The sequence below is a fragment of the Pseudomonas sp. VEM90 genome (genome assembly GCF_054611535.1).
The window spans coordinates 60,619-87,573 of the sequence record NZ_JBTRAR010000012.1; the positions used below are offsets into that span (position 1 = coordinate 60,619).

Here is a 26,955-nt window from a genome sequence, read left to right on the forward strand (position 1 = left end):
GTCAGGCAATGAAATGGGGGTTTTCGATCAGCAGCGCCATGCCTTGGCCACCGCCGATGCACGCCGCTGCGATGCCATAGCGCAAGTTGCCGTCGCGCAATTGACGGGCCAAGGTGTGGACCAGGCGCAGACCTGTAGCGGCCAATGGGTGACCGAGGGCGATAGCGCCGCCATGGACATTGAGCTTGTCCACATCGAGTTCGAGCGCCTGGGCCACCGCCAGCACTTGGGCGGCCTGGGCCTCGTTGATTTCCAGGCGATCGATCTGCTCCAGGCGCAGGCCGCTGCGCTCGAGCAGCAAGGTAATGGCCGGCGCCGGCCCGATGCCCATGAGGCCCGGCGGCACGCCAACGGCCGTGGCCATCAGCAAGCGCGCCAAAGGCGGATGAGTGCAATCGGAGTAGCGCGTGACCAAGGCTGCCGCCGCACCATCGACCACCGCACAACTGTTGCCAGCCGTCTGCACGCCACCGGCGTGCACCGGGCGCAGCCGAGACAGTGCGGCCGCATCGGTAGGCCGTGGGTGGCTGTCCTGGCTGACCTCACTCACGCCACGCGGCAATGCGATGCCGCGTGGCTGGCAGCCTTCTGCCTCTAATGCCTGCGCGGTGACGCTGACGATTTCCTCGTCGAACCAGCCCTGCGCCTGGGCTTGCAGGGCCCGCTGATGGCTGCGCAGGGCCCAGGCATCCACTGTTTCACGGGCCAGGCCATAGGCACGGGCCAGGTTTTCCGCAGTACCGATCATGTCCACACCGGCAGCCGGGTCGTACAGGGCTTCCCAGAGAAAGTCCTTGAACCCGACCGGCGCACCCAGGCGAAAACCGCCCCGGTGTTCATAGGCCGCGATCGGATTGCGCGACATCGACTCCGCACCCACGCACAGCACCTGGCGGGCGCCACTGCGCAGCTGCTCACCGGCCTGACGCAACAGTTCAAGGCCCGTGCCGCAGATACGCTGCACCGCCAGTGCCGGTACCGCCTGCGGCACGCCACAGTAGAGGCCGACATGGCGTGGCAGCATATAGGCATCGAAGCTGGCCTGGGCCATGCTGCCAGCGAGCACGCTGTCTACCGCCTGAGGGGTGGCAGCTGCACGTGCCAGCACCGCACGGCCGGCCTGAATGCCCAGGTCGATGGGCGAGATCGCGGCCAATGCGCCCCCCAGGTCGATCCAGGGCGTACGCACCATCTGGACGATGGCCGTGTCCTCGAAGACGGTGCACAGCCCGGCCGCACTCAAGGCCGCACCTTGGCGTGCAATGCGTCGGGGTCTTCGCCACGGTACAGCGCCTCGACCTGAGCGGCGCGCCGCTGCAGCACGGCGCGCTGATTGATCGAGCCCTTGTCGGTGATTTCACCAGCGTCGATCGACGGCGGCTCGGCCAGCAGCGACAGCCATTCGATACGGCTGGCGTTGCCCAGGGCATCGCGGTTCAATCGCTCCAGCCAGCCAGCGAACCAACTACGCACGGTGTCGTTGGCCAGCACTTGGGTATCGCTGGCATCCTCTGCCAGCCCTGCCAGCCGCCGGCACTCGGGCAGGCGTGGGAACACCAGCAGGCCAAGGCATTCGCGGTCCGGCGCGGTGACCACAATGTCCTGCACATAAGGCGAGCCCTCCAGCACCGCGCGGTTGCGCAGCGGGCCGACACTGACGAATACCCCGGACGAGAGCTTGAAGTCCTCCGCAATACGGCCATCGAACATCAGGCCAAGCTCGGGCTGCCTGGCATCGGCCAGCTTCAACGCGTCACCCGAACAGTAGAACCCCTCCTCGTCGAACGCCTCGGCGGTCTGCTGCGGCGAGCGCCAGTAGCCTGGCATGATATGCGGGCCACGGAAGCGCGCCTCGAGCTTGTCACCCACCGGCACCAGCTTCACTTCGCAGCCAGGTGCCGGCAGCCCGACATAGCCGGCCATCGACAAAGGCCCGGTGGTGAAGGTGCACGATGGCGAAGCTTCGGTCATGCCAAGGCCGGCCATCATGCGGATGCGTTCGCCGCAGTGTTGCTCGGCAATGCGGTCCAACCGGTCCCAGACGCTTTGCGACAGGCCTGCGGCGGCAAAGAAGAACAGCTTGATGCGGGCAAAGAACACCTCGCGCAGCGCGGGGTCCTGCTCCAGTGCCTTGACCAGCTCCTCCCAGCCCTTGGGTACGGTGAGGTAGGCCGTGGGGGAAATCTCGCGCAGATTGCGCAGGGTCTCGGCGAAGCCTTGTGGGGTTGGCTTGCCGGCGTCGAGGTAGAAGCTGCCACCGTTGTACAGCACGATGCCGAGGTTGTGGCTACCGCCGAACGTGTGGTTCCACGGCAGCCAGTCCACCAGCACCGGCGGCTCCTCGGCGAACGTCGGAAAAGTCTGCAGAAGCATCTGCTGATTGGCGCACAGCATGCGCTGGGTGGTGATCACCGCCTTGGGCAGCTTGGTCGAGCCCGAGGTGAAGAGGAATTTGGCGATGGTGTCCGGCCCGGTGGCGGCGAAAGCCGCATCGGCCGCCGCCAGGTCACCCGGTTGCAACAGGCTGTCGAAGCTTATATGGGGGCGACCTGCGACCTGGCCACGCACGCTGATCACGCCGACCGAATCGTTCAGCACCGCCTCGAAGGCGCGCTGGAACGGCTGGCTGTCGCTGACGAAGACCACTCCGGGGGTGAGCACCTCGCAGACATGCCGCAACTTGGCGAAGTCTTGCGACAACAGCGCGTAGGCCGGCGACACCGGGCAATAGGCAATACCGGCATACATGGCGCCGAGGGCGATTTGCAGGTGTTCGATGTCGTTGCCGGAAAGCAGCGCCAGCGGGCGCTCGGCACTGAGGCCCAGTCCTAGCAAGTTGGCGGCGATGGTGCGCACATCGGCGAGCATCTGCACGTAGCTGATCGAACGCCAGGCACCGTCTGCCTGGCGTGCCGCGATGAAAGTGGTGTCCGGGCGCACCTGGGCCCAATGCACCAGGCGCTCGAGCAGGCGCGCCGGCAGCGGCGCCAGTGGCTCGACAGGTTGCATGCGCAGCACGTCGTCGACGTGGCTGACCTGCACCCGGGGATGGCCGATGGCCACCTGGCGGTAGCGCGGACGTTGGCCAGGGTCGATCGACCCTGAGCGGGCTTCGTTATTCACGCAGGTTGCTCCTTGTTCTTGTTGTACATCCTGCCGCCGCCCGGTATTACGGGCGGCGGTCATCTTGCCGGTGGCCTGGGCCTGCAGCGGCTAGATGGGATAGTGACGTGGGCCGTGCTGGAGGGTGACCCAGCGCAACTGGGTGAACTGATCGATGGCCGTGCGGCTGCCGAAGCTGCCGTAGCCGCTGGACTTGACCCCACCAAACGGCATCTGTGCTTCGTCGTGAACGGTCGGGCCGTTGATATGGCAGATACCTGACTCCACCCGTTGGGCCAAGGCCAGGGCGCGGCTGGTGTCGCGGCTGAAAATGGCCGATGACAGACCAAACTCCGAGTCGTTGGCCAACTGCAGCAAGGCTTCGTCGCCTTCGGCGCGCAGCACCACCGCCACCGGGCCGAAGGACTCCTCGCGGTACAAGCGCATGCTGGCATCGACGTTGTCGAGCAAGGTCGGTTGCAGGATGCTGCCCTCCAGCTGGCCGCCACAAACCAAGCGCGCGCCCTTGGCCACGGCATCGTCGATCAGTGCCTTGATGCGCTCGCCGGCCGCTGCGCTGACCAGCGAGCCGAGCACCGAGGTGCTGGCCTGGGGATCACCTGCAGGCAGCCCGGCGATCTTCACCGCCAGCTTGTCGACGAAGGCGTCGGCAATACGGCTGTCCACCACAAGGCGCTCGGTGGACATGCAGATCTGCCCCTGATTGAAGTAGGCACCGAAGGCCGCCGCTTCGACCGTGGCGTCCAGGTCGGCATCGTCGAGCACCAGCAAAGGCGCCTTGCCGCCCAGTTCGAGCAGGGCCGGCTTGAGGTGGCGGGCCGCCAGTTCGCCGACGATGCGCCCGACGTGCGTCGAACCGGTGAAGTTGACCCGGCGTACCGCAGGGTTGGCGATCAGCCGCTCGACGATGGCCGGGGCATCCTGCGGCGCATTGCTGATGACATTGACCACGCCGTCGCCGATGCCTGCATCGTGCAGCACCTGGCCGATCAGCCGATGGACCGCCGGGCTCAGCTCCGAGGCCTTGAGCACCACGGTGTTGCCGCAGGCCAGCGGCATGGCAATGGCACGCGTGGCCAGTATCACCGGGGCGTTCCACGGCGCGATGCCCAACACCACGCCGCAGGGCGCGCGCAGGGCCATCGCGAAGCTGCCGGGAACGTCCGAGGGGATCACTTCACCGGTGATCTGCGTGGTCATGGCTGCAGCCTCGCGCAGCATGTTGGCGGCCAACTTCACGTTGAAGCCATACCAGTTGGCCATGGCCCCGGTTTCACCGGCAGCGGCGATGAACTCGCCAGCCCTCGCCTGCAACAGATCAGCACCTGCCAGCAAGCGGCTGCGCCGCTCGCCCGGCGCCAGGGCGGCCCAGGCCGGAAACGCCGCACTGGCAGCAGCCACGGCGGCATCGGCATCGGCCAGTGTGGCGGCAGCAACTTGCGACACCACCTCGCCGGTCGCCGGGTTACAGCGCTCGAAGGTTCGTCCATCGCTGGCGGGACGCGACTGCCCGCCAATCAGCAAAGGCACCTGCAACATGCTCATTCCTCTTGTTGTCGTTATAGAGAAATACCTGCGGGCTTTGGCGCGGCACACCGCCGCCCGCGGTGCGACTCAGCGCTTGTAGGCCTGCAGGCCTGGCTTGATGCTCTTGTCGTCGAGGAACTGCTTCATGCCCTGCTCGCGGCCACCTGTCGTGTCCAGCAGGCGAGACTGGTCGAGCTTGGCGTAGAGGTAGTCTTCGTTCTGTTCCCAGGTCAGCTCGCGGCAGCGCTTGAAGCCATTCTTCGCGGCGCGCAGCACCACCGGGTTCTTTTCCAGCAGGTTCAGCGCCAACTCGCGGGTGGTCTCACGCAGCTCGGACAGCGGCACGCTGTCGTTCACCAGGCCCATCTCGGCAGCCTTGCGGCCATCGAAGGTCTTGCCGGTCATGATGTAGTACAGCGACTGACGATGGCCAACGGTATCGGCCATGGCCTTGCTGACCAGGTTGCCAGGCGGGATGCCCCAGTTGATTTCCGACAGGCCGAAGGTCGCTTCATTGGCGCAGATCGCCAGGTCGCATGCCACCAGTGGGCTGAAGCCACCGCCGAAGCACCAGCCGTTGACCATGGCGATGGTCGGTTTGGCATACAGACGCAGCAACTTCCATTGCCATTGCGAGGCTTCGCGACGAATCTTTTCCTGGAGGATCTCCGGACCGGCGTCCACCTCGCGGAAGTACTCCTTCAGGTCCATGCCGGCGGTCCAGGACTCGCCAGCACCGGTCAGCACCAGCACGCCAGCGTCGGCGTCCTGCTCGAGGGTTTCCAGCACGTCGACCATTTCCCGGTTCAGCGTGGGGCTCATGGCATTGCGTTTTTCCGGGCGATTGAGGGTCACCCAGGCGATGCCCGATTCCAGTTCGACCTTCACGGTGGTCCAGCGGCCTTCGTATTTGCTCATGGTTCTGCACTCTTGTTGTTCGGGGTGATGGGCTCACGCTAACGGGTCAAATTAGTTATGTCAATTAACCATTAACAAAATTATCTTTGCACAGAGGTTGGCGCGCTGCCTTTTTGCCCGACCTGCTCTAGCCGGATCGCAGAAGGACAGGCAAAATAGGTAACTTTCTTACCCATGACCGAGGAGCATGAACCCTGATGGCTAGGTCTGCCCGTACTACCGACGACGCTTGCGTGGCTGCTCCTGTGGGAGAAGGGGTGCTTGAAGACTTGATCGGCTACGCCTTGCGACGCGCGCAATTGAAGCTGTTTCAGAACCTTATCGCCCGGCTCTCGGCCCATGACCTGCGCCCGGCACAATTTTCCGCCCTGGCGATCATCGACCAGAATCCCGGGCTGATGCAGGCCGACCTGGCGCGTGCGCTGGCTATCGAACCGCCGCAAGTCGTGCCAATGCTGAACAAACTGGAAGAGCGCGCGCTGGCCGTGCGCGTGCGGTGCAAACCGGACAAACGCTCGTACGGGATTTTCCTGAGCAAATCGGGCGAAGCCCTGTTGAAGGAGTTGAAGCACATCGCCGCTGACAGCGATCATCAGGCGACATCCAACCTGTCGGATGACGAGAGGACTGAACTGTTGCGGTTATTGAAAAAAATCTACAGAGACTGACTCCGTCTGCCCAGCGTGGTGAAATCCGATCGACCTGTAGCGCCTCTTTGACGTCCCAAGAAAGCACCTTGGCAAATCAACCCAGAGGCGAGGTACTCATGAACGACCGCATCATCGCGTTTTTCAGCGACACCACCGTATTTGGCATCTCCATTCTCAATCTGCTGGTGGCGCTGACAGTCGCCATCGTGACCTTCCTGGTCGCCCGTGCCGCAATCAGCTTCCTGATACGCCGGATACGGCGGTGGTCCGAACACGAAGGCCCATTGAGCCAGGTAATGGCCAAGGTGCTTTCCGGCACCAGCAACTTTCTGTTGTTGCTGGCCTCATTGCTGGTGGGCCTGAGCATGCTCGACCTGCCCGAGCGCTGGCTGAGCAGGGTCAGCAGCCTGTGGTTCGTGGTCGCGGCCCTGCAGATTGGCCTGTGGGCCAACCGCGCCATCGGCCTGGGCCTGAGCCGCTACTTCGCCCGCCACCGCACCGACGGCCTGAACCAGGGCAGCGCGCTGGCTACCCTTTCGGCCTGGGGCGCGCGAGTACTGCTGTGGTCTGTGGTGGTGCTGGCGATGCTGTCGAACCTGGGGGTGAACATCACCGCCTTCGTCGCCAGCCTTGGCGTGGGCGGCATCGCAGTGGCGCTGGCTGTGCAGAATATCCTTGGCGACCTGTTCGCTTCGTTGTCGATCGCCGTGGACAAGCCGTTCGAGATCGGTGACTTCATCGTCATCGGGCCCCTGGCGGGTACCGTTGAACACGTCGGCCTGAAGACTACACGCATCCGTAGCCTCGGCGGCGAACAGATCGTCATGGCCAATGCCAGCATGATCAGCAGCACCATCCAGAATTACAAGCGCCTGCAGGAACGTCGCATCGTGTTTGAGTTCGGGCTTTCCTACGACACGCCCACCGAGGCCGTGAAGAAAGCGCCAGGCATCGTAGAAGACGCCATCAAGACCCAGGAGCAGGCGCGTTTCGATCGTGCTCACCTGCGCGGCTTCGGCAAAGAGGCGCTGGAGTTCGAGTGTGTCTATATCGTCCAAGACCCAGGCTACAACCTGTACATGGACATTCAGCAGGCGATCAACTTCAGGCTGCTGGAGCGGTTCTCGAAGATCGGAGCCAAGTTCGCCGTGCCGGTGCGTGCGATCAAGGTCACGGCATTGCCAGAAGCCTCCGGCCTGCATGGCCAGGCTCGCGAAGGCCTGGGCCTCAGAGGGGCTTGAATCTGTCAACTTGCCCAGAGCGCCAGACAGGCGCGACGCAGGGCGTGCTCATGGACGCGCCCTGCCCACCCTGAACGCTATTTCAGCGCCGCGATGAAGCTGTCTTTCAGCACTTCGAGAAGGAAGTCCGCATTGGCCCGGCTGAAAATCATCGAGGGCCGCATTTTCAGCACGTTGTCATGCGGGCCTTCGGTGCCGATCAATACGCCGCGCTCCCGGGCGCCATCCGCCACTTTTCTGGCCAGGGCCGTGGCTGGCGCCTTCGACTGGCGGTCGGTGACCAGCACGACGCCGAGAAACAGGCCCAATCCGCGCACATCACCAATCACGTCGAATTGCTGCTGAAGCTTGCGCAAACCATCGAGCAGGTAATGGCCGACATTCAAGGCGTTTTCTTTCAACCGGCCGCGCTCGATTGCATCGAGCACCGCCAGGCCTACCGCACATGACACCGGGTTACCGGCGAAGGTGTTGAAATACTCCATGCCGTTGTTGAAAGCATCGGCAACCTCGCGCGTGGTCACTACCGCCGACATCGGGTGGCCGTTACCAATGGGTTTGCCCATGCTGACGGCATCCGGGACCACGCCCTGGGTCTCGAATGCCCACCAGTGGCTGCCGACCCGGCCAAACCCGACCTGAACCTCATCGGCCAGGCACAGCCCACCTTCGGCTCGCACCATGGCGTACACCTCCTTGAGGTAGTGTTCGGGCAAAAACACCTGCCCCGCCACGCTCGGGATCGACTCGGCAATGAAAAAACCGGGGCGCTTGCCTGCCTTGCGCATGGCGTCCAGCTGCTCTGCCACCGACTCGGCAAAGCGCTTGCCGTGCGCTTCCACGGGCCAGTGCTCGGGGGCGTAGTAGCTGTCCGGGACTACGGCCTCGTAAACATGCGCCGCCCTGCCCTTGCCCGCCTTGCGCTTGTACTTGTAAGGGCTCAGATCGATCAGTTCCTGCGTGGTGCCGTGGTAGGCCCAGTCCAGCACGATCGCCTGATCACTGCCTGTGTAGTTGCGCGCCATACGCAGCATCAGGCTGTTGGCCTCACTCCCCGAGCAGCCAAAGGACGCTACGCAAAGGCCCTTTGGCAAAGTGCCGGTCAGGCGTTCGGCGTATTCGACGATGTTGTCGTGCAGGTAGCGGGTATTGGTGTTGAGCAGCGCAGCCTGGCGGGTCAAGGCTTCGACCACGTCGGGATGACCATGGCCCAGGTGGCAGACGTTGTTGAAGCAGTCCAGGTAGGCCCGCCCGAAGTTGTCGATCAGCCATACGCCATCCCCGCGCACGAACTTGATCGGGTCGGTGTACGAAATGGACAGGTTGGGTAGCAGCAGTTCCTTGCGCCTGGCAATGATCTGGGCCTTGGTCATCCCCTGCTGGCTGTAGGTCTCTGGCGGGATACCCGCCAGGGCCGAGGCATCGGGGAACAGGTCGGCCCACGCGTCGCGGTACGCTGGCTCACCCACGCCAATGACCTCGCACGCGCTCAGCCGGGTATCGGTGACCACCTGCAGATGCAGGTGGGGAATCCAGCCGCCGTTCTCGTGATCGCTGCCCATGTAGCCGACCAGGTCGCCAGCTTCAAGCTTGTCACCGGCCTGCAAACGGCTGAGCGCCTCGTGGGCCATGTGCCCCCAGAGTGTCAGAAAGGGCGGGCAACCGGGTGGGGTATGCTCAAGCATCACCAGGCCGCCATAACCCAGCGGGCCTGGCTCGACCTCGACGCTTCTGACGGTGCCGGCAATCGGTGCGTACAGCGGCGTACCCGCTGGCATCAGCAAATCTACCCCCACATGCAGGGTCCGGTACTGCCCCTTGATGAAGCGAGACTCAAAGGCGCTGTCGGTATAGACGGCACGTACCTCGCCCCATGGGCCGATGCCCAGCGGGGCCTTGTGCGCGGCAGAGAATTCATTCCACCACCGCGTCGCATCTGCAGGGCGCTGCTGGGCCGAGGCAATGGTCATCGCATGGCTGGCATCGCCAAACGGCGCGATGACCTTGTCCAGAATGGCGGCTGACGGGCGCACCAGGTCGGCAAACGACTTGTGGTTGTCGGCAATCCAGCGGCGGACTTCCCCCGCACCTTCGATGGCATCGAAACCACAGGCCTTGCGCAAAATGCCGGTGGCCAACCGTGGGTTCATCGAATCGAGCTGTTCCAGTAGACGCCAGGCAGGCGCTTCACTGATCGCCAGATAGGGGTTGTCGTCTGTCTGATCCTGCCGGGAAGCGGAGAACGTGACGCTGATGACCAAGCGCATGGCAATAAGGTTGAACAGCACATCAAGCTCTTGCGCTTGCAACGGGTACTTCTCATGGAAGCCGGCCACCAGCGCAGCTGCAGCGCCGATCGGGTCGTCCATGTCGAGAATGGCGTAGGCGCTGGCGATCGCGACCTCGGCAATCAGAACGGTGTGCACGGCATCGCCAAAATCGATGAAGCCAGTCACGTTACCGGCCGTTTCGGCATCGACCAGGATGTTCCAGTCGTTGGCGTCGTTGTGGATCACCTGGGCCCGAAGGGACGCCAGCTTCGGCTGTACAGCCTGTTCGAACCGGGCGATGAAGCGCTCGGCAATGGCCCGGCGATCAGGGTCCTTGATGCAGTGCAGCCGCGAGCGGGAACGCGCAGCGTGGCGTAAGTCCCAGTCCAGGTCACGGACTGCGCCCGGGTGCATGAAGCCCTGCAGGGCACGGTCAAGTTCACCGAGTGCCTGGCCGAAGTTTCTCATCAGCGCCAGGGAGCGTCTGGCCTTGGCAAGTGGTGTGCCGGCCAGCCAGCTGACCAGGCGCACAGCGTGCTTTTCACCGGTGCTGCTGGCCACAGACGGCAGGTAGTCGCCAGTCACGCTGGCCCGCAGGTGTGGCACGCCCAAATGCGCGCCATGCACGGCCAGGTGATCGAGTAGCGCGGTTTGAAACTCGCTTTCTACCCTGGGCTCGCTGGCATTGACGATTTTCAGTATCCAGCCTGCATCTACGCCCGTATCCAGCCGGTAATTGCGATCACGTTCCCCATCCAGGGGCGTTGCAGTGCCGGTGACATTGAAGAAATCTTTTGCAAGGCCCTCTGCATCGCTTGCCGAAAACCGAGGTGCCGGGTGGGAAAGGTCTGTCATATCATCAGGTTCCGAGCGCGCGAATTGTTTTTGCAATAGCTTGTCATGCGCCGCCTAAACGGACACCCTGCATACGGTCGGGCGCAACAGGCATTATGCCGGTACCGGCCGGCATAATGACGGCAAGCTTATCAAGGGGGTGGAATGCGTGATCTGGACGCTAAAGATCGTGAGATTCTTGAGGTACTGTCAAAGGACGCGCGCATTGCGCTCAAGGCACTAGCCGGCCGCATAGGCCTTTCCAGAAGCGCCACCACCGAGCGGGTAGCCAACCTTGAACGCAGCGGGATCATTCGCGGTTATCGCGCTGACATCGGCGAAATAGACGCCAACGTGATACGCGCGATCTTGCTGGTGACGTTGCAGCGCACGCCTGCCATGGGGCTGCTCGACCAGTTGGCAACGGACGCGCGCGTACGGCGGGTTTCGTCGGTGAGCGGTCAGCTTGACCTGGTGGTTGAAGTGGAGACCCGGACGATCGACGACCTCAACCAGGTACGCGACAACGTGGCACGTCACGAATCGGTGGATGACATCACCACGTCGGTAGTCCTGCGCCGTGACATCGACCGGCAGGGCGCCTGATACCTGCAAAGGCAGTATTCACCCCTGCCTCAGAGGTGTCGAAGCACGCCCTGAATCTCGCGAACGATCTGCCGCGTTGCCTCGTCGACAGTCCCTTCATTGCGGCACAGCACCCAGCCTTGCTCTGCAACTGCACGCTCGAACGCCTCGGTACAGGCAACCTGTTCATCCAGGTTATGGATCACCGTACTGCCCAGCCCACGTGTGCGCGCCGCGGCCCTTGCCCATGAGGTTTCAGGCGTTGTGACCACCCCGAGATGCAGATCGGGTACTTGCACGTTCCGTTCGAGGTTCAGGCGCAGGATCTTGTCAAACGGCACTGTGCGGCGAAACGCAGCGTCAGAGGGGTACCAGCGATCAATCAGGATGATGCTGTCAGCGGGCTGCCTGGGCAGTACATGCCGGGAAATCCAGGCGCGGCTTTCAGCGAAGCGCTCGCAAACCTTGAACTCAAGGTCCTGGCAAGGGCTTCTGGAAAGCTGGTTGACCAGGGCCATGGTCTCGCCACGGTGAGGGTCATTCTTTCTTTCGCAGAGGCGGATCACCTTGTTCCCGTCCAGCCGCAACGCTTGAGTGACGGCCTCCAGCAGCGTGGTCTTGCCGGTACCCTTGGGCCCATCGATGGAAATAAACAGTGGGCGGTTCATCTTGCAATACCAGTTGGCTCAAGCGCGGGATGAGACCATTGATCACAGCTGCCTTCAAGCGATTCTCGACAAGAGCACATCTGTACTCCAAAGCTGACTGATCAGCAGCAGCGCACCGCCCTGGGAATGGAGCGGCCCACCATCCCCAAGGCGTTCAATGCCTGCTAGGCTGACGGACGATGGCGGACCTGCTGCCCGCCTCCCCTTACCCACAGGCACGGGCCGATGACCTACAACCCCCAAGTTAACCTGACCAACTGCGACCGGGAGCCGATCCAGATTCCCGGGAGCATCCAGCCCCATGGCTGCCTGCTGGCCTGTGATGCCTCAGCGACCGTGGTGCTGCGCCATTCGATCAACACCCCACAAGTGCTGGGTGTAACAAACGATATCAATGGTCAGAAACTGCACGCAGTGCTGGGCGACGAGGTCGCGCATACGCTTCGCAACGCACTCGCCCGTACCCGGGATGCCTCGCGACCCGCGCTCAGTTTCGGCGTGACGCTGCCCAACGGCGAGGCCGTCGACATCGCCGCCCACTTGTACAAAGGCACGGCAATCCTCGAATTCGAACCCGCCGGCGCGAGCATCGCCGAGCCGATCGAGCTGGCGCGCACGCTGATTGCCCAACTGCGCGAAATCGACCAGACCAGCAAGCTGTTCCGCGACGCCGCCCGTTTTGTCCGGGCGGTGCTCGGTTACGACCGAGTAATGATCTACCAGCTGGGAGCAGACGGCGCCGGCAAGGTGGTTGCCGAGGCCAAGCGTGGCGACCTCGAAAGCTTCATGGGCCAGTATTTTCCTGCCTCCGATATCCCCCAGCAGGCCCGCGCGCTCTACCTGCGCAACCCGATCCGGGTAATCTCCGACGCCCAGTTCAAAACGGTCGCCATCAACCCGGTGCTCGACCCCTCGGGCGAACCGCTCGACCTGTCCTACGCGCACCTGCGCAGCGTCTCGCCGATCCATTGCGAATACCTGTGCAACATGGGCGTAGGCGCCTCGATGTCGATTTCCGTCATCGTCAACGGCGAGCTGTGGGGAATGATTGCCTGCCATCACTACGCACCACGCACGCTGGCCATGGGACAACGTGTGGCCGCCGAGATGTTCGGCGAGTTCTTCTCCCTGCATATCGAGACCCTGCGTAGCCGGCAAAAACTCGAAGCCGCCGTGCGCATCCACAAAGCGCTGGACAGCCTGCTGCGCGACGCCAATCAGACGGCGGACATTGATGGGTTCTTCCATGCACGCCTGCCCCGGTTGATGTCGCTGATTCCCTGCGACGGCATCGGCATGTCGCTGCTAGGCCGCTGGTCGTGCGCAGGGCTGGCGCCGCCCCAAACGGCCGTGCCTGATCTGCTGCGCCTGGCAGACATGGTCAGCGAAGGCCGAATCTGGGCGTCCAATCGCCTGTCGACAGTGCTCCCGTCGGCCCAGGCGTATTTTAATGACGTGTCGGGTGTGCTGATCATCCCGATGTCGCAACACCCAAGGGATTACTTGATCTTCTTCCGCAAGGAGGTGGTCGAGACACTCGACTGGGCCGGGGACCCGAACAAGACCTATGACAGCGGTGCGTTGGGCGACCGCCTGACGCCCCGCAAAAGCTTCGCCATCTGGAAAGAAACCGTTCACCAGCAGTCGCTACCCTGGACCGAGCAGGACCGCCAGTTTGGCGATGCCATCCGTACCGCTATCGTAGAAGTGGTGCTGCACAACAGCGAGCTGCTCGCCAGTGAACGCGCCAAGGCTGAAGTACGCCAGCGCATGCTCAACGAAGAGCTCAACCACAGGGTCAAGAACATCCTGTCGCTGATTGGTGCGCTGGTTGCCCATCCGACCCCGGAGAGCCAGACCCTGCAGGACTATGTGGCAACGCTGAAAGGGCGTATCCAGGCATTGTCGTTGGCCCACGACCAGGTGGTGCGCGGTGACGGTGGCGGGCGCCTGACGAACCTGCTGGAGGCCGAGCTTTCGCCCTATCGCACGGCTGCCAGCGTGATCGAATTGCAGGGCCCGAACGTCATCCTCGATGCGCGCGCTTACTCGGTCATGGCCCTGGTGCTGCACGAACTGGCCACCAACGCGGCCAAGTATGGTGCACTATCGCGGGCCGGCGGCAAGCTTTCGGTGAGCTGGGCAATCGACGCCACCCACGCCTGTGCCATCAGTTGGCGTGAAAGTGGTGGGCCAACGGTACGCCCGCCCAGCCGCAGCGGCTTCGGCACGGTGCTGATCGACCGCAGCATCCCGTTCGATCTGGGTGGCACCAGCACGGTGGAATATCACCCCGAAGGCCTGCAAGGCTTTTTCAGAATCCCGGCCAAGCACCTTTCCGTAGCCGAAGCGGCAGAAACCGCTCTCCCGGCCACGCCCTTGGCGCGTGAACGCGGTGCCTTTGCAGCACGCTCGGGCTTGCGTGTGCTGATACTCGAGGATCAACTGGTGATTGCAGTAGGCTTGGAGCAAATCCTCAATGATGCGCAAATCAAGGACGTGATCACCGCCAGCTCCGAGGACCAAGCCATGCAACTGCTTGGCAGCCACACACCGGACGCGGCAATACTGGATGTCAACCTGGGCACCGGAACCTCCATTTCCGTAGCGGATGAGCTGGTTCGCCGGCAGGTCCCGTTCCTCTTTGCCACCGGCTATGGCGAAGGCATCAGTATTCCCGAGCATTTGCAGCATGTGCCCGTCGCGCGCAAGCCTTATGACGCCAATGCCATTCTGGCCAGCCTGCAAGGCCTGCTTGATCTGGGGTGAGTGGGATACAGAGGCAGCCTTGTGCCATGAAAAAGCCCGTAAAGCCGACATATCACTGTCAGCTATACGGGCCTTTTGCAGCGCAATGCCGCCCCTGAAAAAGGACGGCGCCGGCCTGTCAGGGCTTACACCGCCAGGGCTCGCTCACGCAGCTCGCTGTTGAGGATGCGGTCGTTCTCGCTGTAATCGACCGGGCAGTCGATCACGTGCACACCCGGGGTCTTGATGCAGTGCTCCAGCAGCGGCAGCAGGCCTTCGGCGCTTTCCACGCGGTGGCCGTTGGCGCCGTAGGCTTCGGCATATTTGACGAAGTCCGGGTTGCCGTAGTCCAGGCCGAAATCGGTGAAGCCCATGTTGGCCTGCTTCCAGCGGATCATGCCGTAGCCGTCGTCACGCAGGATCACCACGGTGATGTGCATGCCCAGACGTACTGCAGTTTCCAGTTCCTGGCTGTTCATCATGAAGCCACCGTCGCCACACACCGAGATTACCGGGCGGTCCGGGTGCACCAGGTGCGCAGCCATTGCCGATGGCAGGCCGGCGCCCATGGTCGCCAGGGCGTTGTCCAGCAGTACGGTGTTCGGCTTGTGCGCCTTGTAGTTGCGGGCGAACCAGATCTTGTAGATGCCGTTGTCCAGGGCGACGATGCCTTCGGACGGCAATACACGACGGATGTCAGCGACCATGCGCTGCGGGTAGACCGGGAAGCGGTCGTCGTCGGCGCCTTCGGCGATCTGTGCTTCGTTGGCTTCACGGATGGCCATCAGGCGGGTGAAGTCCCAGTGCGAAGTGTCGTTCAGTGCTTCACTGATCTGCCACACGGCGTTGGCGATGTCGCCGATCACTTCCACCTGCGGGAAGTACACGGCATCGACTTCGGCAGAGCGGAAGTTGATGTGGATGACTTCGGTGCCGCCACGGACCATGAAGAACGGTGGCTTCTCGATCACATCGTGGCCGATGTTGATGATCAGGTCGGCGGCTTCGACGGCGCGGTGCACGAAGTCACCGGACGACAGGGCAGCGTTACCCAAGAAGCGCGGGTGGCGCTCGTCGACCACACCTTTACCCATTTGGGTGGTGATGAACGGGATGCCAGTCTTGTCGATCAGTTGCTTGAGGACCTTGGCGGTCATCTTGCGGTTGGCGCCGGCACCGATCACCAGGATCGGGTTACGCGCGTTCTGCAGTTTTTCTACAGCGGCTTCGATGGCCACGTGCTCGGCCAGCGGGCGGCGGTGCAGGCTGCGCGGGATCGGCAGCGCGTCGGTCTGCTCGGCGGCGATGTCTTCCGGCAGCTCCAGGTGCACAGCACCCGGCTTTTCTTCTTCGGCCAGGCGGAAGGCTTCGCGCATGCGGGCCGGGATATTGTCGGCCGAGGCGAACTGGTGGGTGTACTTGGTGATGGGGTCCATCATGCCGCACACGTCAATGATCTGGAAGCGACCCTGCTTGGACTTCTTGATCGGCTTCTGCCCGGTGATCATCATCATCGGCATGCCGCCCAGGTAGGCGTAGGCACTGGCGGTCACCAGGTTGGTGGCACCAGGGCCGAGGGTCGACAGGCTGACGCCGGTCTTGCCGGTCAAACGACCGTAGGTGGCAGCCATGAAACCTGCAGACTGCTCATGACGGGTCAGTACCAGCTTGATCTTCGACTTGCGCAGGGATTCGAGCAGGTCGAGGTTTTCCTCACCGGGGATGCCGAATACATATTCGACACCTTCATTTTCCAGGCATTGCACAACGACATCGGCGGCCTTGGCCATTTGGGGTACTACCTCAAAATCTTTGTGGGATTGCAGATTTATTAAGCTGCGTGACTGAGATGTTGCAGGATGTCTCAGTGGCGCGCATCGTAGGCCCTCTGGTTAATAATAATAAATATATTGTTATGATGCTTAGCATCACATTTCGTTATGAATGTATCCCGCATGAAAGGTAGCACCCCTCAATGAACCTCAAGGCATTGCGCTGCTGTGTCGAAATCGTCCGCCAAGGCAGCTTCACCAAGGCCGCGCAGCACCTGCACATCGCCCAGCCAGCGCTGAGCATGGCCGTTACCCGGCTGGAAGAAGAACTGGGGGTCACCCTGTTCAACCGCACCACGCGCAAAGTGATCCTCACGGCAGAGGGCGAGCAGTTCTTGCCGCGAATTGCCTCCGCCCTGCGCGAAATGGACATTGCCCGGCAAGAACTGCGCGACATGGCCGATCTCAAGCGTGGTGAAGTGCGCCTGGGTATTCCGCCGATGTTCGGCCTGCACTACGTCCCCGGGTTGATGAACGCCTTCCGCCAGCTGTACCCGGGCATTGCCATGACCGTGTTCGAAGGCAGTGCCGAGGACATTGGCCACCGCCTGGAGCAACGGGAAATCGACCTGGCGCTGCTGGAGTCCCGGCGTGTGCCGCCCGACAAGGAGTCGATCCTGCTGGGCAGCGACGAGATGCTGGCGTGCATGCACCCTGATCACCCCTATGCCGGCAAAGCCTTCCTCACCGCCGAAGACCTGCGCAATACCGACATGGTGGTGTTTGATCGCACCTTCGTTCAACGCCATCTTCTGGATGCGTTCTTCGCCGAACATGGGATCACTTACCAGGTGGCGCTACAGAGCAACTTCGTCTCGCTGGTGGTGCAGGCCGCGCTGGACAACATGGGGGTGGCGACCTTGCTGCGCTCGGTGCAGCAACGTACGCCAGGTATCGTCGGTGTGCCCTTCCGGCCGGCACAGCAAATGAGTTTCCGCTTGTGCTGGCGCTCGGGGGAATACCTGTCGCTGGCCAGCAAGCGGTTCATCGACTTTGCTGCACAGACGCATTACCTGGAGCGCTGAGGGCCAGTTGGGGGCAGCGTCCTCGACGTTGCAGCCATCGATTGACTATCATCCCGCCTTGAACGTTTCAGCATGTTTCAATAGGGATACAGATGTCAGTCCAGGAACGCCCCCCGCTACCCAGTAAAAGCACCGTCGCCAAGATGGAAGCCGCCATGGCACTGGGCAGCTTTGCCATCGGCACCGGCGAATTCGCCATCATGGGCCTGATGCCCGACATTGCCAGCAATTTGCAGTTGAGCGAGCCGCAGGTAGGCCATGCCATCAGCGCCTATGCGCTGGGGGTAATGGTTGGCGCCCCGACACTGGCCATTCTCGGTGCCAAACTGTTGCGCAAGCACATGCTGCTGCTGTTGATGCTGCTGTATGCCGTGGGCAACCTGGCCACTGCCTTTGCCCCCTCGTTCGGTGGCCTGGTCGCATTCCGTTTCATCAGCGGCCTGCCCCACGGCGCCTACTTCGGCATTGCCGCAGTGGTGGCCTCGAGCATGGTGGCCAAGGATCAGCGCGCGGGGGCGGTTGCCCGGGTGATGATGGGCCTGACCTTGGCCATGTTGCTCGGCAACCCGGTTGCCACCTTCCTGGGCCAGTACTTCGGCTGGCGTTCGGCATTCGTGCTGGTCGGCGCGATCGCCCTGTGCACCATCGCCCTGGTCTGGCGTTTCGTGCCCCAGCGCCACGACGAAACACGCAGCGACCCGCGCAAGGAGCTACAGGCCTTTGCCCTCCCACAGGTATGGATGGCGCTGGCCATTGCCTCGATAGGTTTTGCCGGCATGTTCTGCGTGTTCAGCTACCTGGCACCGACCATGCTGCAAGTGACCCAGGTGTCGCCACAGTGGATTCCGTTCGGGCTGGCGGCGTTCGGCGTGGGCGGCATCGTCGGCAACATCGCGGGCGGCAAGCTGTTCGACCGCCTGCAGTTCCGCGCCGTGGGGCTGGTACTGATGTGGTCGATTGCCGTATTGCTGTTCTTTACCTTCGCCGCCCAGGCGCTGTGGAGCCTGCTACTCGGCATCGGCCTGGTGGGCACCATGATCGCCCTGGCGGCACCGCTACAAATTCGCCTCATGGACATTGCCCATGAAGCGCCAAGCCTGGCAGCGGCGTCGAACCATGCGGCGTTCAACCTGGCCAATGCCCTGGGGCCATGGCTGGGAGGCATGGCGATCACTGCCGGCATGGGCTGGACCAGCACCGGGTACATCGGCGCCGCGACTGCGCTGGTTGGCCTGGGCATCTACCTGGTGGCGCGGCGGATGAAAGGCGGGCATTGAAGCCGGCCTGGTAATAAACGGTTACCCTACCCCGTTATGCACCCGCCACTGCCGAGTCATTCATGTTCGATTGGGAAGACCTGCGCCATTTCTCCGCCTTCAGCTCGGCCGGCTCGCTGTCGGCCGCCGCCAAGACCCTGGGTGTCGACCACGCCACCGTGGCTCGGCGCATCGCCTCGCTCGAAGCTTCGCTCAAGCTCAAGCTGGTCGACCGGCGCCCCCGCGCCTATGCCCTCACCCACGAAGGCCAGCGTGTGGCGGAACTCGCCGAACAGATGGCCATGTCCTCTTTTGCCCTGGAGCATTTCGCCAGCGCCGGCCAACAGGCAGTGGAAGGCGAAGTGGTGCTCTCGGCACCACCGGCGCTGCTGGGCAGTATCGTCGCCCGGCGTCTGGGCGAGCTGTACCAGCGCTACCCACAACTGCGCCTGAAGCTGGTAGGCAGCAAATCCAGGGCATCCCTGGCCCGCCGCGAAGCGGACATCAGCATCGCCCTGGCCAGGCCGACAGAGCCAACCCTGGTGGTCAGCCTGCTGGGGCACCTGGATTACCGGCTGTACGCGTCGCCCGGTTACCTGGCCAGCGCAACGGCAAGGCGCTACATCGGCTACGACGAGTCCCAGGCCCGTTCACCACAACAGCAATGGCTCAACCTCCAGGCCGGCCAACAGCCGTTCGCATTGCACAGCAATGACCTGCGCATCCAGGCCCAAGCCTGTGCCGGCGGCATCGGTATCGCCTGCCTGCCCGCGTTCATGGCACAGGAACACGGCCTGAAGGAAGCAGGCAGCGCCGAACAGACCATGAGCATCGAAATCTGGCTGGCCGTGCATGAAGACGTGCGCGCCACACCGCGGATCAAGGCGGTTACCGACTTCCTTCAGCAGCAGGTGCGGCCGCTGCTGCGCTTGTGAATTCTTGCAGATGGCAAATGCATCAATACGGAATTTTCGCCCAAGCCTGCCAACGTTAGGCTAACTCCATCACTCACGCCCTTGAAGGAGACGACGATGCAGTACGTAAAGCTGGGTAGCACCGGGCTGGACATTTCAAGGCTGTGCCTGGGCTGCATGACCTTCGGTGAACCCGACGCGGGCACTCATCCCTGGACCTTGGGCGAAGACGCCAGCCGGCCAATCATTCGCCATGCCGTCGAGCAAGGCATCAACTTCTTCGACACTGCCAACAGCTATTCCGCCGGCACCTCGGAAATCATCCTCGGCAAACTCCTGAAGGAGTTTACCCGCCGCGAAGAAACCGTGATCGCCACCAAGGTGTTCTTCCCTGCCAACATGTGGGAAGGCGCCAGCCGGCCCAATGAGCAAGGCTTGTCACGCAAGGCGATCATGGCCAACATCGACGCCAGCCTCAGCCGCCTGGGCACAGACTACGTCGACCTGTACCAGATCCACCGCTGGGACTACCACACTCCCATCGAGGAAACCATGGAAGCCCTGCATGATGTGGTCAAGGCCGGAAAGGCGCGCTACATCGGCGCATCGTCGATGTATGCCTGGCAGTTCGCCAAGGCCCAGCAGGTAGCCGCCAGCCACGGCTGGAGCCGCTTCGTGTCGATGCAGAACTACCTCAACCTGATCTACCGCGAAGAAGAGCGAGAGATGATTCCGCTGTGCCTGGATCAAGGCATCGGCCTGATGCCCTGGAGCCCGATGGCGCGCGGTCGGCTGACCCGGCCGCATGGGCAGCAGACCGAGCGCACGCGCACCGATATGTCCGGGCAGTCGTTCTATGAAAAGACCGAGGTGGAGGACGGCCGGGTAATCGATGTGGTCGAACAGATCGCCAGCGAACGGGGGGTGCCGATGGCCCAGGTTGCGCTGGCCTGGGTGCTGGGTAAGGCCGGTGTTAGCGCCCCTATCGTCGGCGCCTCGAAGCCCGCCCACCTGGACGATGCCCTGGGCGCACTGTCACTGCAGCTGAGCGAAGACGAGGTGGTGCGCTTGCAGGCCCCTTACGTTCCCCACGCGGTCACCGGCTTCAAATAGCGCGGGCTTGCGGCAGTTGGTATGGGTCCGCGAGCTGGTCAGCCTCGCGGAAACCATTACAATGCCCGGCCCAACCTGAAATATGTTTTCCCCATGAAATCACTGCTTTACGCCATAACCTTATTATTTTCCTTTACCCTCCCCGCCTTGGCCAACCCGCCGGCCACCTTCACCGAAGCCAAGGTGGTGGCCAAGCAGAAGGTTTATCTGGACCAGGCCAGCAGTGCCATGGGTGACCTGTACTGCGGTTGCAAATGGACCTGGGTGGGCAAGTCTGGCGGGCGCATCGATGCCGCCTCGTGTGGTTACCAGACGCGCAAGCAGCAGAACCGCGCCAAACGCACCGAGTGGGAACACATCGTGCCCGCCCATACCTTCGGCAACCAGCGCCAGTGCTGGAAGAACGGCGGCCGTGAGCACTGCGTGGACAACGACCCGGTATTCCGCGCCATGGAGGCCGACCTGTTCAACCTTTACCCGGCCGTGGGTGAGGTCAACGGTGACCGCAGCAACTTCAACTACGGCATGGTCACTGGCAATGCCGGCGAATACGGCCAATGCACCACCAAGGTCGATTTCGTCCAGCGCACCGCCGAACCGCGTGACGAAGTCAAAGGCCTGGTGGCTCGCACCACCTTCTACATGTTCGACCGCTACAAGCTGAACATGTCGCGCCAACAGCAACAGTTGCTGATGGCCTGGGACAAGCAACACCCGGTGTCGGCCTGGGAGAAAGAACGCGACCGGCGCATTGCCGCGATCATGGGCCATGGCAACCCGTTTGTAAGCGGCGAACGCAAGTGGACTGCCGGCTACAAGCCGGTTGGCAGCGGCGTGGCACAGACGGTGCCGGTAAAAGCGGCCAAGCCTGAGGCCAAACCAAGCCTCGCCAGCGCCGGTTCGGTCGGCGCCGTGCTTGGCAACCGCAACAGCCACGTCTATCACCTGTCAGTCGGCTGCCCGAGCTACAACCAGGTTGCAGCGAAGAACCAGGTCACCTTCGCAAACGAAGGTGAAGCGCAGGCAGCGGGCTATCGCAAGGCAGGTAACTGCCGCTGATCGTCTCAAAGGGCTGCGCGGCCCCTGTGGCAGGGGCGCGCGTCAGCCGTTGACCAGGTTTACCGGCCGCTCACCGGCCAGCGCGCTGAGCAGGTTGTCCACCGCGCAACGCGCCATGGCCTGGCGGGTTTCCTCGGTCGCCGAACCGATATGTGGGGTCGCTACCACGTTATCGAACTGCAACAGCGGCGAGTCGGCCGGCAGCGGCTCATGCACGAACACGTCCAGCCCCGCACCGCGGATGCGCCTGGCCCGCAGCGCATCGATCAGCGCCTGCTCATCCACCACGCGCCCGCGTGAGATGTTCACCAGAATTGCCTCTGGCTTCATCAACGCAAGTTCCCGTGCGCCTATCAGCCCTTCGGTGCTGGCGCTCAACGGCACCGTCAGGCAAACGAAATCTGCCTGCTGCAACAGCTCATCCAGGCTGCACTGGCATGCGCCATAGCGCGCTTCCACCTCGGGCTTGGCACGCTGGCTGTGATACAGCACGCGCATGCCAAAGCCCGCGGCCGCGCGCCGGGCCAGGGCCTCGCCAATGCGGCCCATGCCGACGATGCCCAGCGTCTTGCCGTGTACATCACTGCCAAAATGCGCTGGCCCCAGGTTGGCCTGCCAGCGGCCGTCACGCACCCAGTTCGCCAGCTCCACCACCCGCCTGGCGGTAGCCAGGATCAAGGCAAAGCCTGTGTCCGCGGTGGTTTCGGTCAACACGTCGGGCGTGTTGGTGAGCATCACACCACGCCTGCTGAGTTCAGCAATGTCGTAGTTGTCCACGCCTACCGAAACGCTCGACACCACTTCCAGTTGCGGGGCAAGGTCGAGCAGGCTGGCATCCAGGCGCAGGCTGGCCCCCAGCAACCCGTGCGCCCCCGGCAACGCATCGCGCAGGCGGGCCAGGCCATCGGGCTGGGTGGTATCCACCCAGGTCACCTCGACGCGATCTTGCAGGCGTGCCATCAGGTCGCCGGACAGGCGTTTATACAGGACGATTCGCTTCTTCATTGCGGGTTTCCTAATGGTTCATGGCCAGACGCGAGCTATCGCGCTTTGCCCGGCCAGAGGTCTGGGAAGTATTGAGCGCAGCGGTAAGCGCCACTGCCGTCAGCAGCGCACCGCACATGAACAGATAAGAGGCGCCGGGCCCGCCCGTAGCCCCATTGAGGTAACCCACCAGCCACGAACCGCCAAACGAGCCCAGCGCCCCCATGCTGTTGATCAGCGCCATGGCGCCGCCTGCGACGTTGGCCGGCAGGATTTCGGGCACGATCGCGAAGAACGGGCCATAAGGTGCGTACATGCAGGCACCAGCAAGCACCAGCAATGCATAAGACAGCCAGAAATGCTCGCTGCCCAAGGCGTAAGAGCCATAGAACGCCACGGCGGCAATCAGCAGCGGCGGCCAGACGAAGCGCTTGCGCTTTTGCAGGCGGTCCGACGCCCAGGACACGCCCACCATCGCCAGCACCGCCGCCAGGTAGGGCACCGAGGCCAGCCAGCCGGCCTGCACGATATCGACGTTCGCCGCCTGCTTGAGAATCGATGGCAGCCACAGCACGAAGCCATACACGCCGATGCTCCAGCAGAAGTACTGCAGCGCCAGGATGATCACCTGCGGCGAGCGAAACGCTTCGCGGTAGTTCTTCACAGGCTTGATACCCTGCTGCTCGGCAGCCAGCGCCTGCGCCAGGGCGGCCTTCTCCTGCTCGCTCAGCCACTTCACCTGGGCCGGGCGGTCATCCACCAGGCGCCACCAGAAGAACGCCCAGATCACAGCGGGCAAGCCTTCGATGATGAACATCCAGCGCCAGTCGTAATGCTTGATCAGGTAACCCGACAACACCGACATCCACAGAATGGTCACCGGGTTGCCCAGCATCAGGAAAGTGTTGGCGCGCGAACGCTCGGCCCGGGTGAACCAATGGCACAGGTACACCAGCATGGCCGGCATGACCGCAGCCTCCACCACCCCGAGCAGGAAGCGGATGCCGATCAGCATGTAGACGTTGCTGACCATGCCGGTAAGCGTGGCAAGGCCGCCCCACAGGATCAGGCAGACGAAGATGAGCTTCTTCACGCTGCGCTTTTCAGCGTAGATGGCACCAGGCACCTGGAAGAAGAAGTAACCGAGAAAGAACAGCGCCCCCAACAGCGAAGACATCACCGGGGTGATATGCAGGTCTTCGGCCATGCCGGAGGCAGCGGCGAAGCCGTAATTGGCGCGGTCCAGGTACGCCAGGCTGTAGGTGACGAACACAATCGGGATGATGTACCACCAGCGGCGAGGTGCCAGGCTTTGGCTTTGCATGGTTTGTTTCTCCTGAGCTTGTTGTTTTTGTTGCAACAGGTGATTCGGGGTCGGCTCATGCGCTTCTGCGCAGGTCGTAGGCCTCCAGTTCATGGCGCAGCGGCAACCCTTCCATGTCGCCCCGCGATTGCACGGCACGGCTGCCGCACCAGTTGCCACGCGCTACCGCCTCGACTATCGGACGGCCCTCCAGTAGCGCGCTAAGCACACCGACGGCAAAGGCATCACCTGCACCGACGGTGTCCACCACGCGGCTGACTGGCACGGCGGCTACCTGCCCTTCGCCCTTGGCGCTGCGGAAGTAGGCGCCAGCGTCGCCCAGCTTGATCACCACGAGCTCCACCCCTTGGTCCAGATAGAACGCGGCGATATCGGCCGGGGTGTGCTGACCGGTCAGCAACCGCCCCTCTTCCAACCCCGGTAAAACCCAGTCGGCCTTGGCCGCCAGGGCATTGATTTCACGCACCATGCTGCTTTGATCGGGCCACAGCGAGGGGCGCAGGTTAGGGTCGAACGATATGCTGCGCCCGGCTGCGCGCATCCCGTCCAGCAGCGCGTGGGACAGCGCCCGACAGCTGTCCGACAACGCCAGCGGAATACCGGTAGCGTGCACGTGGCGAGCCTGCAGCCAAACGGGGCTCAACATCGCAGGTGACAGCCTGCTGGCCGCCGAACCGCGGCGAAAGTACTCCACTGCCGGGTCGCTGCCATCATCGCTGCGGGCCTTGAGCTGAAAACCCGTCGGGTAGTTGGCATCCACCTCGACGCCGGCACAGTCCAGGCCTTCGCCGCGCAAGCTGTCGAGCACGAAACGGCCCAGCGAATCGTCACCAACCCGGCTCAGCCAGCGTACCTTGAAACCCAGCCGCGCCAGGCCGATCGCCACGTTGCTGTCGGCGCCGGCGATGCGTTTGCCGAACTGGCCGACAGCGGCCAGGTCGCCGGCTTGCTCGGCAACGAACATGGCCATGGTCTCGCCAAAACACAGCACGTCATGTTCATGCATGGTCCAGCTCCTGCGCCGCGCCCAGTGCAGACAGGTGACGTACCTGGACCCGGGTCAGCGCCAGCAGGTCATCGCCCACCAGGGGGTACTCGACGGCGCGCACCACGCCCGGCGCAAACTCGGCCATCAGCGCTGCCCACTCCTGCAGGTCCGCCGCTTGCGGCGGTATGGCAACCAGACGGCCATCGGCCCGACGTTGCACAGCCTTGCAATGCACATAGCGCACCCAACGGCCTAGCTGCCTTGCAGCTTGCCGCGCAGGCTCACCCTGCCACTGCCAGTTACCGATATCGAACGTCATACCCAGGCGCAGCCCAAGCGGGTCGACGCGCTGGAAGAACTGCAGCATCGGTTCGAGCCTGCCACCTTGTGCGGTCTGATCGTTTTCCACCAGCAACAGAGGCCCATGCGCAGGCAGCAGCGACGCCAGGGCCGTCACATCGCAGTGCTCATCGAAGTGCCCCAGGGAAACCTTCAGCGCCACCGCGCCAAGCGCCCGGGCAATTTCCAGCTTCTGCACCAGCAGCGGGTGGGGCACGCCTTGCGCGGTCCACAGTTCAAGTGGCGTGGAATACAGGCATTCCAGGCGCAGCGCGGCAATGACCCTACCCAGCGCAGCGGCGTCCGGTGCGCTGGCGAACAATTCTTCGCGCAATTCGACGCGGCTGACGCCAGCGGCTGCCAGCAGGTCCAGAAACTGCTCCTGGCCACGTTGGCGCACAAAGTCGGCGCCGTAGCTGGAGAGACTGATGGAAACGGGGTTCGCGTGCATTGTTCTTGTCCTTATGAAACCGGTTTCATTTTTTGATCAACAGCAGCAGGCACAAACCTGCTGTTTCTTACTGGGGTTGGGTTGAACCGCGAATGATGAGGTTGGCTTTGAAGTCGATGCGCCGGGCTGCGCCGCTATCGCCGCGCAAACGACCGAGCAGGCTTTCGAATGCCGCCACGCCGATACGCTCGGTGGGCTGGGCCAGTGCGGTAATGCCTTTGCCAACCAAGGGGTACCAGTCGAGGTCGTCGAGGGCGATCAGCCCGACATCGGCAACCAGGTTGCGCCCGGCCTCGAGCAGGGCCCGGGTCACCGCCAAGGTGGCAACGCCGTTGAAGGTGAAGATGGCTTGCGGACCATGGCCACTGTGGGCAAGAAACGAAGCCAACTGGCCCTGCAGCCCTGCGCTGATTTCAAGTACCTGCTGACGCATGCCTGGCCGGCGGCTGATCGACGCGCCGAACGCCTGCACCCGCTCCAGGCGTGAACTGGTGCCATCGAGGGGTTCGCTGACCGCCAGGATGTCGCGGTAGCCCTGGGCCTGCAGGTGGTCGAGGGCCTGCTCGACTGCGTCGGCATTGTCCAGGCCGACAAGGTCTACATTCAGCTCGGGCAATTGGCGGTCGACCAGCACCATGGGGATGTCACGCTGCAGGTTGAGCAGTTCGCCGGGGTGGTGACCGAGCGTGTTCACGATCAGCCCTTCGACGTTGTAGCTCTGCAGGGCCACCAGGTGGTGACGCTCCTGCTCGTCGTCGCGGTTGGTGTTGCACACTACCAGGCTGTAACCATGTTGACGGCAGGCGGTTTCCACGCCGTGCATCACGGCCACTGAATAGGGGTTGAGGATATCGGCCACCAGCATGCCGATCAGTCGCGTCTGGCCGCGCTTGAGGCCGCGAGCCATCTGGTTGGGGCGATAGCCGAGGCGTTCGATGACCTCTTCCAGCCGCTTGGCCGTGGCTTCGGCCAGCAATTGGCGGTCGCCACCGATGTAACGGGAGACGGTGGCTTTGGAAACGCCAGCAACACGCGCCACTTCGCTGATGGTGACCCGTTCGCGGGTATGGGCAGGCGCGTCGGCCATGGGTTTTCCTTATGATTGT

The 26,955-nt window shown here is 63.1% G+C and carries 21 protein-coding genes; 9 read left to right on the forward strand and 12 right to left on the reverse strand.

The window, feature by feature from the left end:
- Nucleotide 1: 1 nt before the first annotated feature.
- The 4 genes from ACYCCG_RS13485 to ACYCCG_RS13500 form a co-directional block, all read right to left on the reverse strand.
- Nucleotides 2-1,243, reverse strand: a complete 1,242-nt coding sequence (locus tag ACYCCG_RS13485; RefSeq protein WP_459670754.1) for a thiolase family protein — start codon at nucleotides 1,241-1,243, stop codon at nucleotides 2-4.
- Nucleotides 1,240-3,123, reverse strand: a complete 1,884-nt coding sequence (locus ACYCCG_RS13490) for a feruloyl-CoA synthase (RefSeq protein WP_459670756.1) — start codon at nucleotides 3,121-3,123, stop codon at nucleotides 1,240-1,242. Before ACYCCG_RS13490 ends, ACYCCG_RS13485 begins: the two co-directional genes overlap by 4 nt.
- 90 nt (nucleotides 3,124-3,213) lie before the next feature.
- Nucleotides 3,214-4,662 carry an aldehyde dehydrogenase gene (locus ACYCCG_RS13495; protein ID WP_459670757.1) on the reverse strand — a complete coding sequence of 483 codons (1,449 nt, stop codon included), beginning with the start codon at nucleotides 4,660-4,662 and terminating at the stop codon, nucleotides 3,214-3,216.
- Between the two features lie 75 nt (nucleotides 4,663-4,737).
- Nucleotides 4,738-5,568 (reverse strand): p-hydroxycinnamoyl CoA hydratase/lyase, encoded by an 831-nt coding sequence (locus ACYCCG_RS13500; protein ID WP_209965673.1) that lies wholly within the window; start codon nucleotides 5,566-5,568, stop codon nucleotides 4,738-4,740.
- Between the two features lie 197 nt (nucleotides 5,569-5,765).
- On the opposite strand from ACYCCG_RS13500, the gene ACYCCG_RS13505 reads away from it, so the two are divergent.
- Together ACYCCG_RS13505 and ACYCCG_RS13510 are read left to right on the forward strand one after the other, a co-directional pair.
- Nucleotides 5,766-6,236, forward strand: coding sequence for a MarR family winged helix-turn-helix transcriptional regulator (locus ACYCCG_RS13505; RefSeq protein WP_103444434.1), 471 nt, complete (start codon nucleotides 5,766-5,768; stop codon nucleotides 6,234-6,236).
- A 98-nt stretch (nucleotides 6,237-6,334) separates the two neighbouring features.
- Nucleotides 6,335-7,459, forward strand: a complete 1,125-nt coding sequence (locus ACYCCG_RS13510) for a mechanosensitive ion channel family protein (RefSeq protein WP_176684167.1) — start codon at nucleotides 6,335-6,337, stop codon at nucleotides 7,457-7,459.
- 77 nt (nucleotides 7,460-7,536) lie between these two features.
- Here the strand turns inward: ACYCCG_RS13510 and ACYCCG_RS13515 are convergent, their stop codons facing one another.
- On the reverse strand, nucleotides 7,537-10,584 hold the full coding sequence (locus tag ACYCCG_RS13515; protein WP_459670758.1) for an aminotransferase class III-fold pyridoxal phosphate-dependent enzyme: 3,048 nt from the start codon (nucleotides 10,582-10,584) through the stop codon (nucleotides 7,537-7,539).
- Nucleotides 10,585-10,728: 144 nt separating this feature from the next.
- Between ACYCCG_RS13515 and ACYCCG_RS13520 the strand changes: the two genes are divergently transcribed.
- A complete protein-coding gene (locus tag ACYCCG_RS13520; protein WP_021784634.1) occupies nucleotides 10,729-11,169 on the forward strand; it encodes an Lrp/AsnC family transcriptional regulator in 441 nt (146 codons plus the stop codon).
- A gap of 29 nt (nucleotides 11,170-11,198) precedes the next feature.
- Here the strand turns inward: ACYCCG_RS13520 and ACYCCG_RS13525 are convergent, their stop codons facing one another.
- On the reverse strand, nucleotides 11,199-11,816 hold the full coding sequence (locus tag ACYCCG_RS13525; protein WP_339444212.1) for a dTMP kinase: 618 nt from the start codon (nucleotides 11,814-11,816) through the stop codon (nucleotides 11,199-11,201).
- A 225-nt stretch (nucleotides 11,817-12,041) separates the two neighbouring features.
- Between ACYCCG_RS13525 and ACYCCG_RS13530 the strand changes: the two genes are divergently transcribed.
- Nucleotides 12,042-14,585, forward strand: coding sequence for an HWE histidine kinase domain-containing protein (locus tag ACYCCG_RS13530; RefSeq protein WP_459670761.1), 2,544 nt, complete (start codon nucleotides 12,042-12,044; stop codon nucleotides 14,583-14,585).
- 125 nt (nucleotides 14,586-14,710) lie between these two features.
- Here the strand turns inward: ACYCCG_RS13530 and ACYCCG_RS13535 are convergent, their stop codons facing one another.
- Nucleotides 14,711-16,354 (reverse strand): acetolactate synthase large subunit, encoded by a 1,644-nt coding sequence (locus ACYCCG_RS13535; RefSeq protein WP_004576806.1) that lies wholly within the window; start codon nucleotides 16,352-16,354, stop codon nucleotides 14,711-14,713.
- A 185-nt stretch (nucleotides 16,355-16,539) separates the two neighbouring features.
- Between ACYCCG_RS13535 and ACYCCG_RS13540 the strand changes: the two genes are divergently transcribed.
- From ACYCCG_RS13540 to ACYCCG_RS13560, 5 genes are all read left to right on the forward strand, one after another.
- Nucleotides 16,540-17,421 (forward strand): LysR family transcriptional regulator, encoded by an 882-nt coding sequence (locus tag ACYCCG_RS13540; protein WP_021783794.1) that lies wholly within the window; start codon nucleotides 16,540-16,542, stop codon nucleotides 17,419-17,421.
- Between the two features lie 92 nt (nucleotides 17,422-17,513).
- Nucleotides 17,514-18,698: an MFS transporter gene (locus tag ACYCCG_RS13545; protein ID WP_209965662.1), complete on the forward strand. Its 1,185-nt coding sequence runs from the start codon at nucleotides 17,514-17,516 to the stop codon at nucleotides 18,696-18,698.
- 62 nt (nucleotides 18,699-18,760) lie between these two features.
- Nucleotides 18,761-19,612 carry a LysR family transcriptional regulator gene (locus ACYCCG_RS13550; protein WP_209965660.1) on the forward strand — a complete coding sequence of 284 codons (852 nt, stop codon included), beginning with the start codon at nucleotides 18,761-18,763 and terminating at the stop codon, nucleotides 19,610-19,612.
- A 96-nt stretch (nucleotides 19,613-19,708) separates the two neighbouring features.
- The gene (locus ACYCCG_RS13555; protein ID WP_209965658.1) at nucleotides 19,709-20,704 is read left to right on the forward strand and encodes an aldo/keto reductase; all 996 of its coding nucleotides are present in this window, start codon (nucleotides 19,709-19,711) and stop codon (nucleotides 20,702-20,704) included.
- 93 nt (nucleotides 20,705-20,797) lie between these two features.
- Nucleotides 20,798-21,763, forward strand: coding sequence for an endonuclease (locus tag ACYCCG_RS13560; protein ID WP_209965656.1), 966 nt, complete (start codon nucleotides 20,798-20,800; stop codon nucleotides 21,761-21,763).
- Between the two features lie 42 nt (nucleotides 21,764-21,805).
- Here the strand turns inward: ACYCCG_RS13560 and ACYCCG_RS13565 are convergent, their stop codons facing one another.
- The 5 genes from ACYCCG_RS13565 to ptxS form a co-directional block, all read right to left on the reverse strand.
- Nucleotides 21,806-22,768 carry a 2-hydroxyacid dehydrogenase gene (locus tag ACYCCG_RS13565; protein WP_459670764.1) on the reverse strand — a complete coding sequence of 321 codons (963 nt, stop codon included), beginning with the start codon at nucleotides 22,766-22,768 and terminating at the stop codon, nucleotides 21,806-21,808.
- Between the two features lie 10 nt (nucleotides 22,769-22,778).
- Nucleotides 22,779-24,071 carry an MFS transporter gene (locus ACYCCG_RS13570; RefSeq protein WP_459670765.1) on the reverse strand — a complete coding sequence of 431 codons (1,293 nt, stop codon included), beginning with the start codon at nucleotides 24,069-24,071 and terminating at the stop codon, nucleotides 22,779-22,781.
- A gap of 55 nt (nucleotides 24,072-24,126) precedes the next feature.
- Nucleotides 24,127-25,077 carry a sugar kinase gene (locus tag ACYCCG_RS13575; protein WP_459670766.1) on the reverse strand — a complete coding sequence of 317 codons (951 nt, stop codon included), beginning with the start codon at nucleotides 25,075-25,077 and terminating at the stop codon, nucleotides 24,127-24,129.
- The gene (locus tag ACYCCG_RS13580; protein ID WP_339443975.1) at nucleotides 25,070-25,849 is read right to left on the reverse strand and encodes a sugar phosphate isomerase/epimerase family protein; all 780 of its coding nucleotides are present in this window, start codon (nucleotides 25,847-25,849) and stop codon (nucleotides 25,070-25,072) included. The genes ACYCCG_RS13575 and ACYCCG_RS13580 overlap by 8 nt, the downstream gene beginning before the upstream one ends.
- A 67-nt stretch (nucleotides 25,850-25,916) precedes the next feature.
- On the reverse strand, nucleotides 25,917-26,936 hold the full coding sequence (gene ptxS / locus ACYCCG_RS13585) for a transcriptional regulator PtxS (RefSeq protein ID WP_161775336.1): 1,020 nt from the start codon (nucleotides 26,934-26,936) through the stop codon (nucleotides 25,917-25,919).
- Nucleotides 26,937-26,955 lie beyond the last annotated feature (19 nt).

Coding starts and splice junctions, on each gene's coding strand:
- ACYCCG_RS13495 (WP_459670757.1), bottom strand. CDS start 4,662: ATGTTGCAGGTGCCTTTGCTGATTGGCGGGCAGTCGCGTCCCGCCAGC.
- ACYCCG_RS13500 (WP_209965673.1), bottom strand. CDS start 5,568: ATGAGCAAATACGAAGGCCGCTGGACCACCGTGAAGGTCGAACTGGAA.
- ACYCCG_RS13505 (WP_103444434.1), top strand. CDS start 5,766: ATGGCTAGGTCTGCCCGTACTACCGACGACGCTTGCGTGGCTGCTCCT.
- ACYCCG_RS13510 (WP_176684167.1), top strand. CDS start 6,335: ATGAACGACCGCATCATCGCGTTTTTCAGCGACACCACCGTATTTGGC.
- ACYCCG_RS13515 (WP_459670758.1), bottom strand. CDS start 10,584: ATGACAGACCTTTCCCACCCGGCACCTCGGTTTTCGGCAAGCGATGCA.
- ACYCCG_RS13520 (WP_021784634.1), top strand. CDS start 10,729: ATGCGTGATCTGGACGCTAAAGATCGTGAGATTCTTGAGGTACTGTCA.
- ACYCCG_RS13525 (WP_339444212.1), bottom strand. CDS start 11,816: ATGAACCGCCCACTGTTTATTTCCATCGATGGGCCCAAGGGTACCGGC.
- ACYCCG_RS13530 (WP_459670761.1), top strand. CDS start 12,042: ATGACCTACAACCCCCAAGTTAACCTGACCAACTGCGACCGGGAGCCG.
- ACYCCG_RS13535 (WP_004576806.1), bottom strand. CDS start 16,354: ATGGCCAAGGCCGCCGATGTCGTTGTGCAATGCCTGGAAAATGAAGGT.
- ACYCCG_RS13540 (WP_021783794.1), top strand. CDS start 16,540: ATGAACCTCAAGGCATTGCGCTGCTGTGTCGAAATCGTCCGCCAAGGC.
- ACYCCG_RS13545 (WP_209965662.1), top strand. CDS start 17,514: ATGTCAGTCCAGGAACGCCCCCCGCTACCCAGTAAAAGCACCGTCGCC.
- ACYCCG_RS13550 (WP_209965660.1), top strand. CDS start 18,761: ATGTTCGATTGGGAAGACCTGCGCCATTTCTCCGCCTTCAGCTCGGCC.
- ACYCCG_RS13555 (WP_209965658.1), top strand. CDS start 19,709: ATGCAGTACGTAAAGCTGGGTAGCACCGGGCTGGACATTTCAAGGCTG.
- ACYCCG_RS13560 (WP_209965656.1), top strand. CDS start 20,798: ATGAAATCACTGCTTTACGCCATAACCTTATTATTTTCCTTTACCCTC.
- ACYCCG_RS13565 (WP_459670764.1), bottom strand. CDS start 22,768: ATGAAGAAGCGAATCGTCCTGTATAAACGCCTGTCCGGCGACCTGATG.
- ACYCCG_RS13570 (WP_459670765.1), bottom strand. CDS start 24,071: ATGCAAAGCCAAAGCCTGGCACCTCGCCGCTGGTGGTACATCATCCCG.
- ACYCCG_RS13575 (WP_459670766.1), bottom strand. CDS start 25,077: ATGCATGAACATGACGTGCTGTGTTTTGGCGAGACCATGGCCATGTTC.
- ACYCCG_RS13580 (WP_339443975.1), bottom strand. CDS start 25,849: ATGCACGCGAACCCCGTTTCCATCAGTCTCTCCAGCTACGGCGCCGAC.
- ptxS (WP_161775336.1), bottom strand. CDS start 26,936: ATGGCCGACGCGCCTGCCCATACCCGCGAACGGGTCACCATCAGCGAA.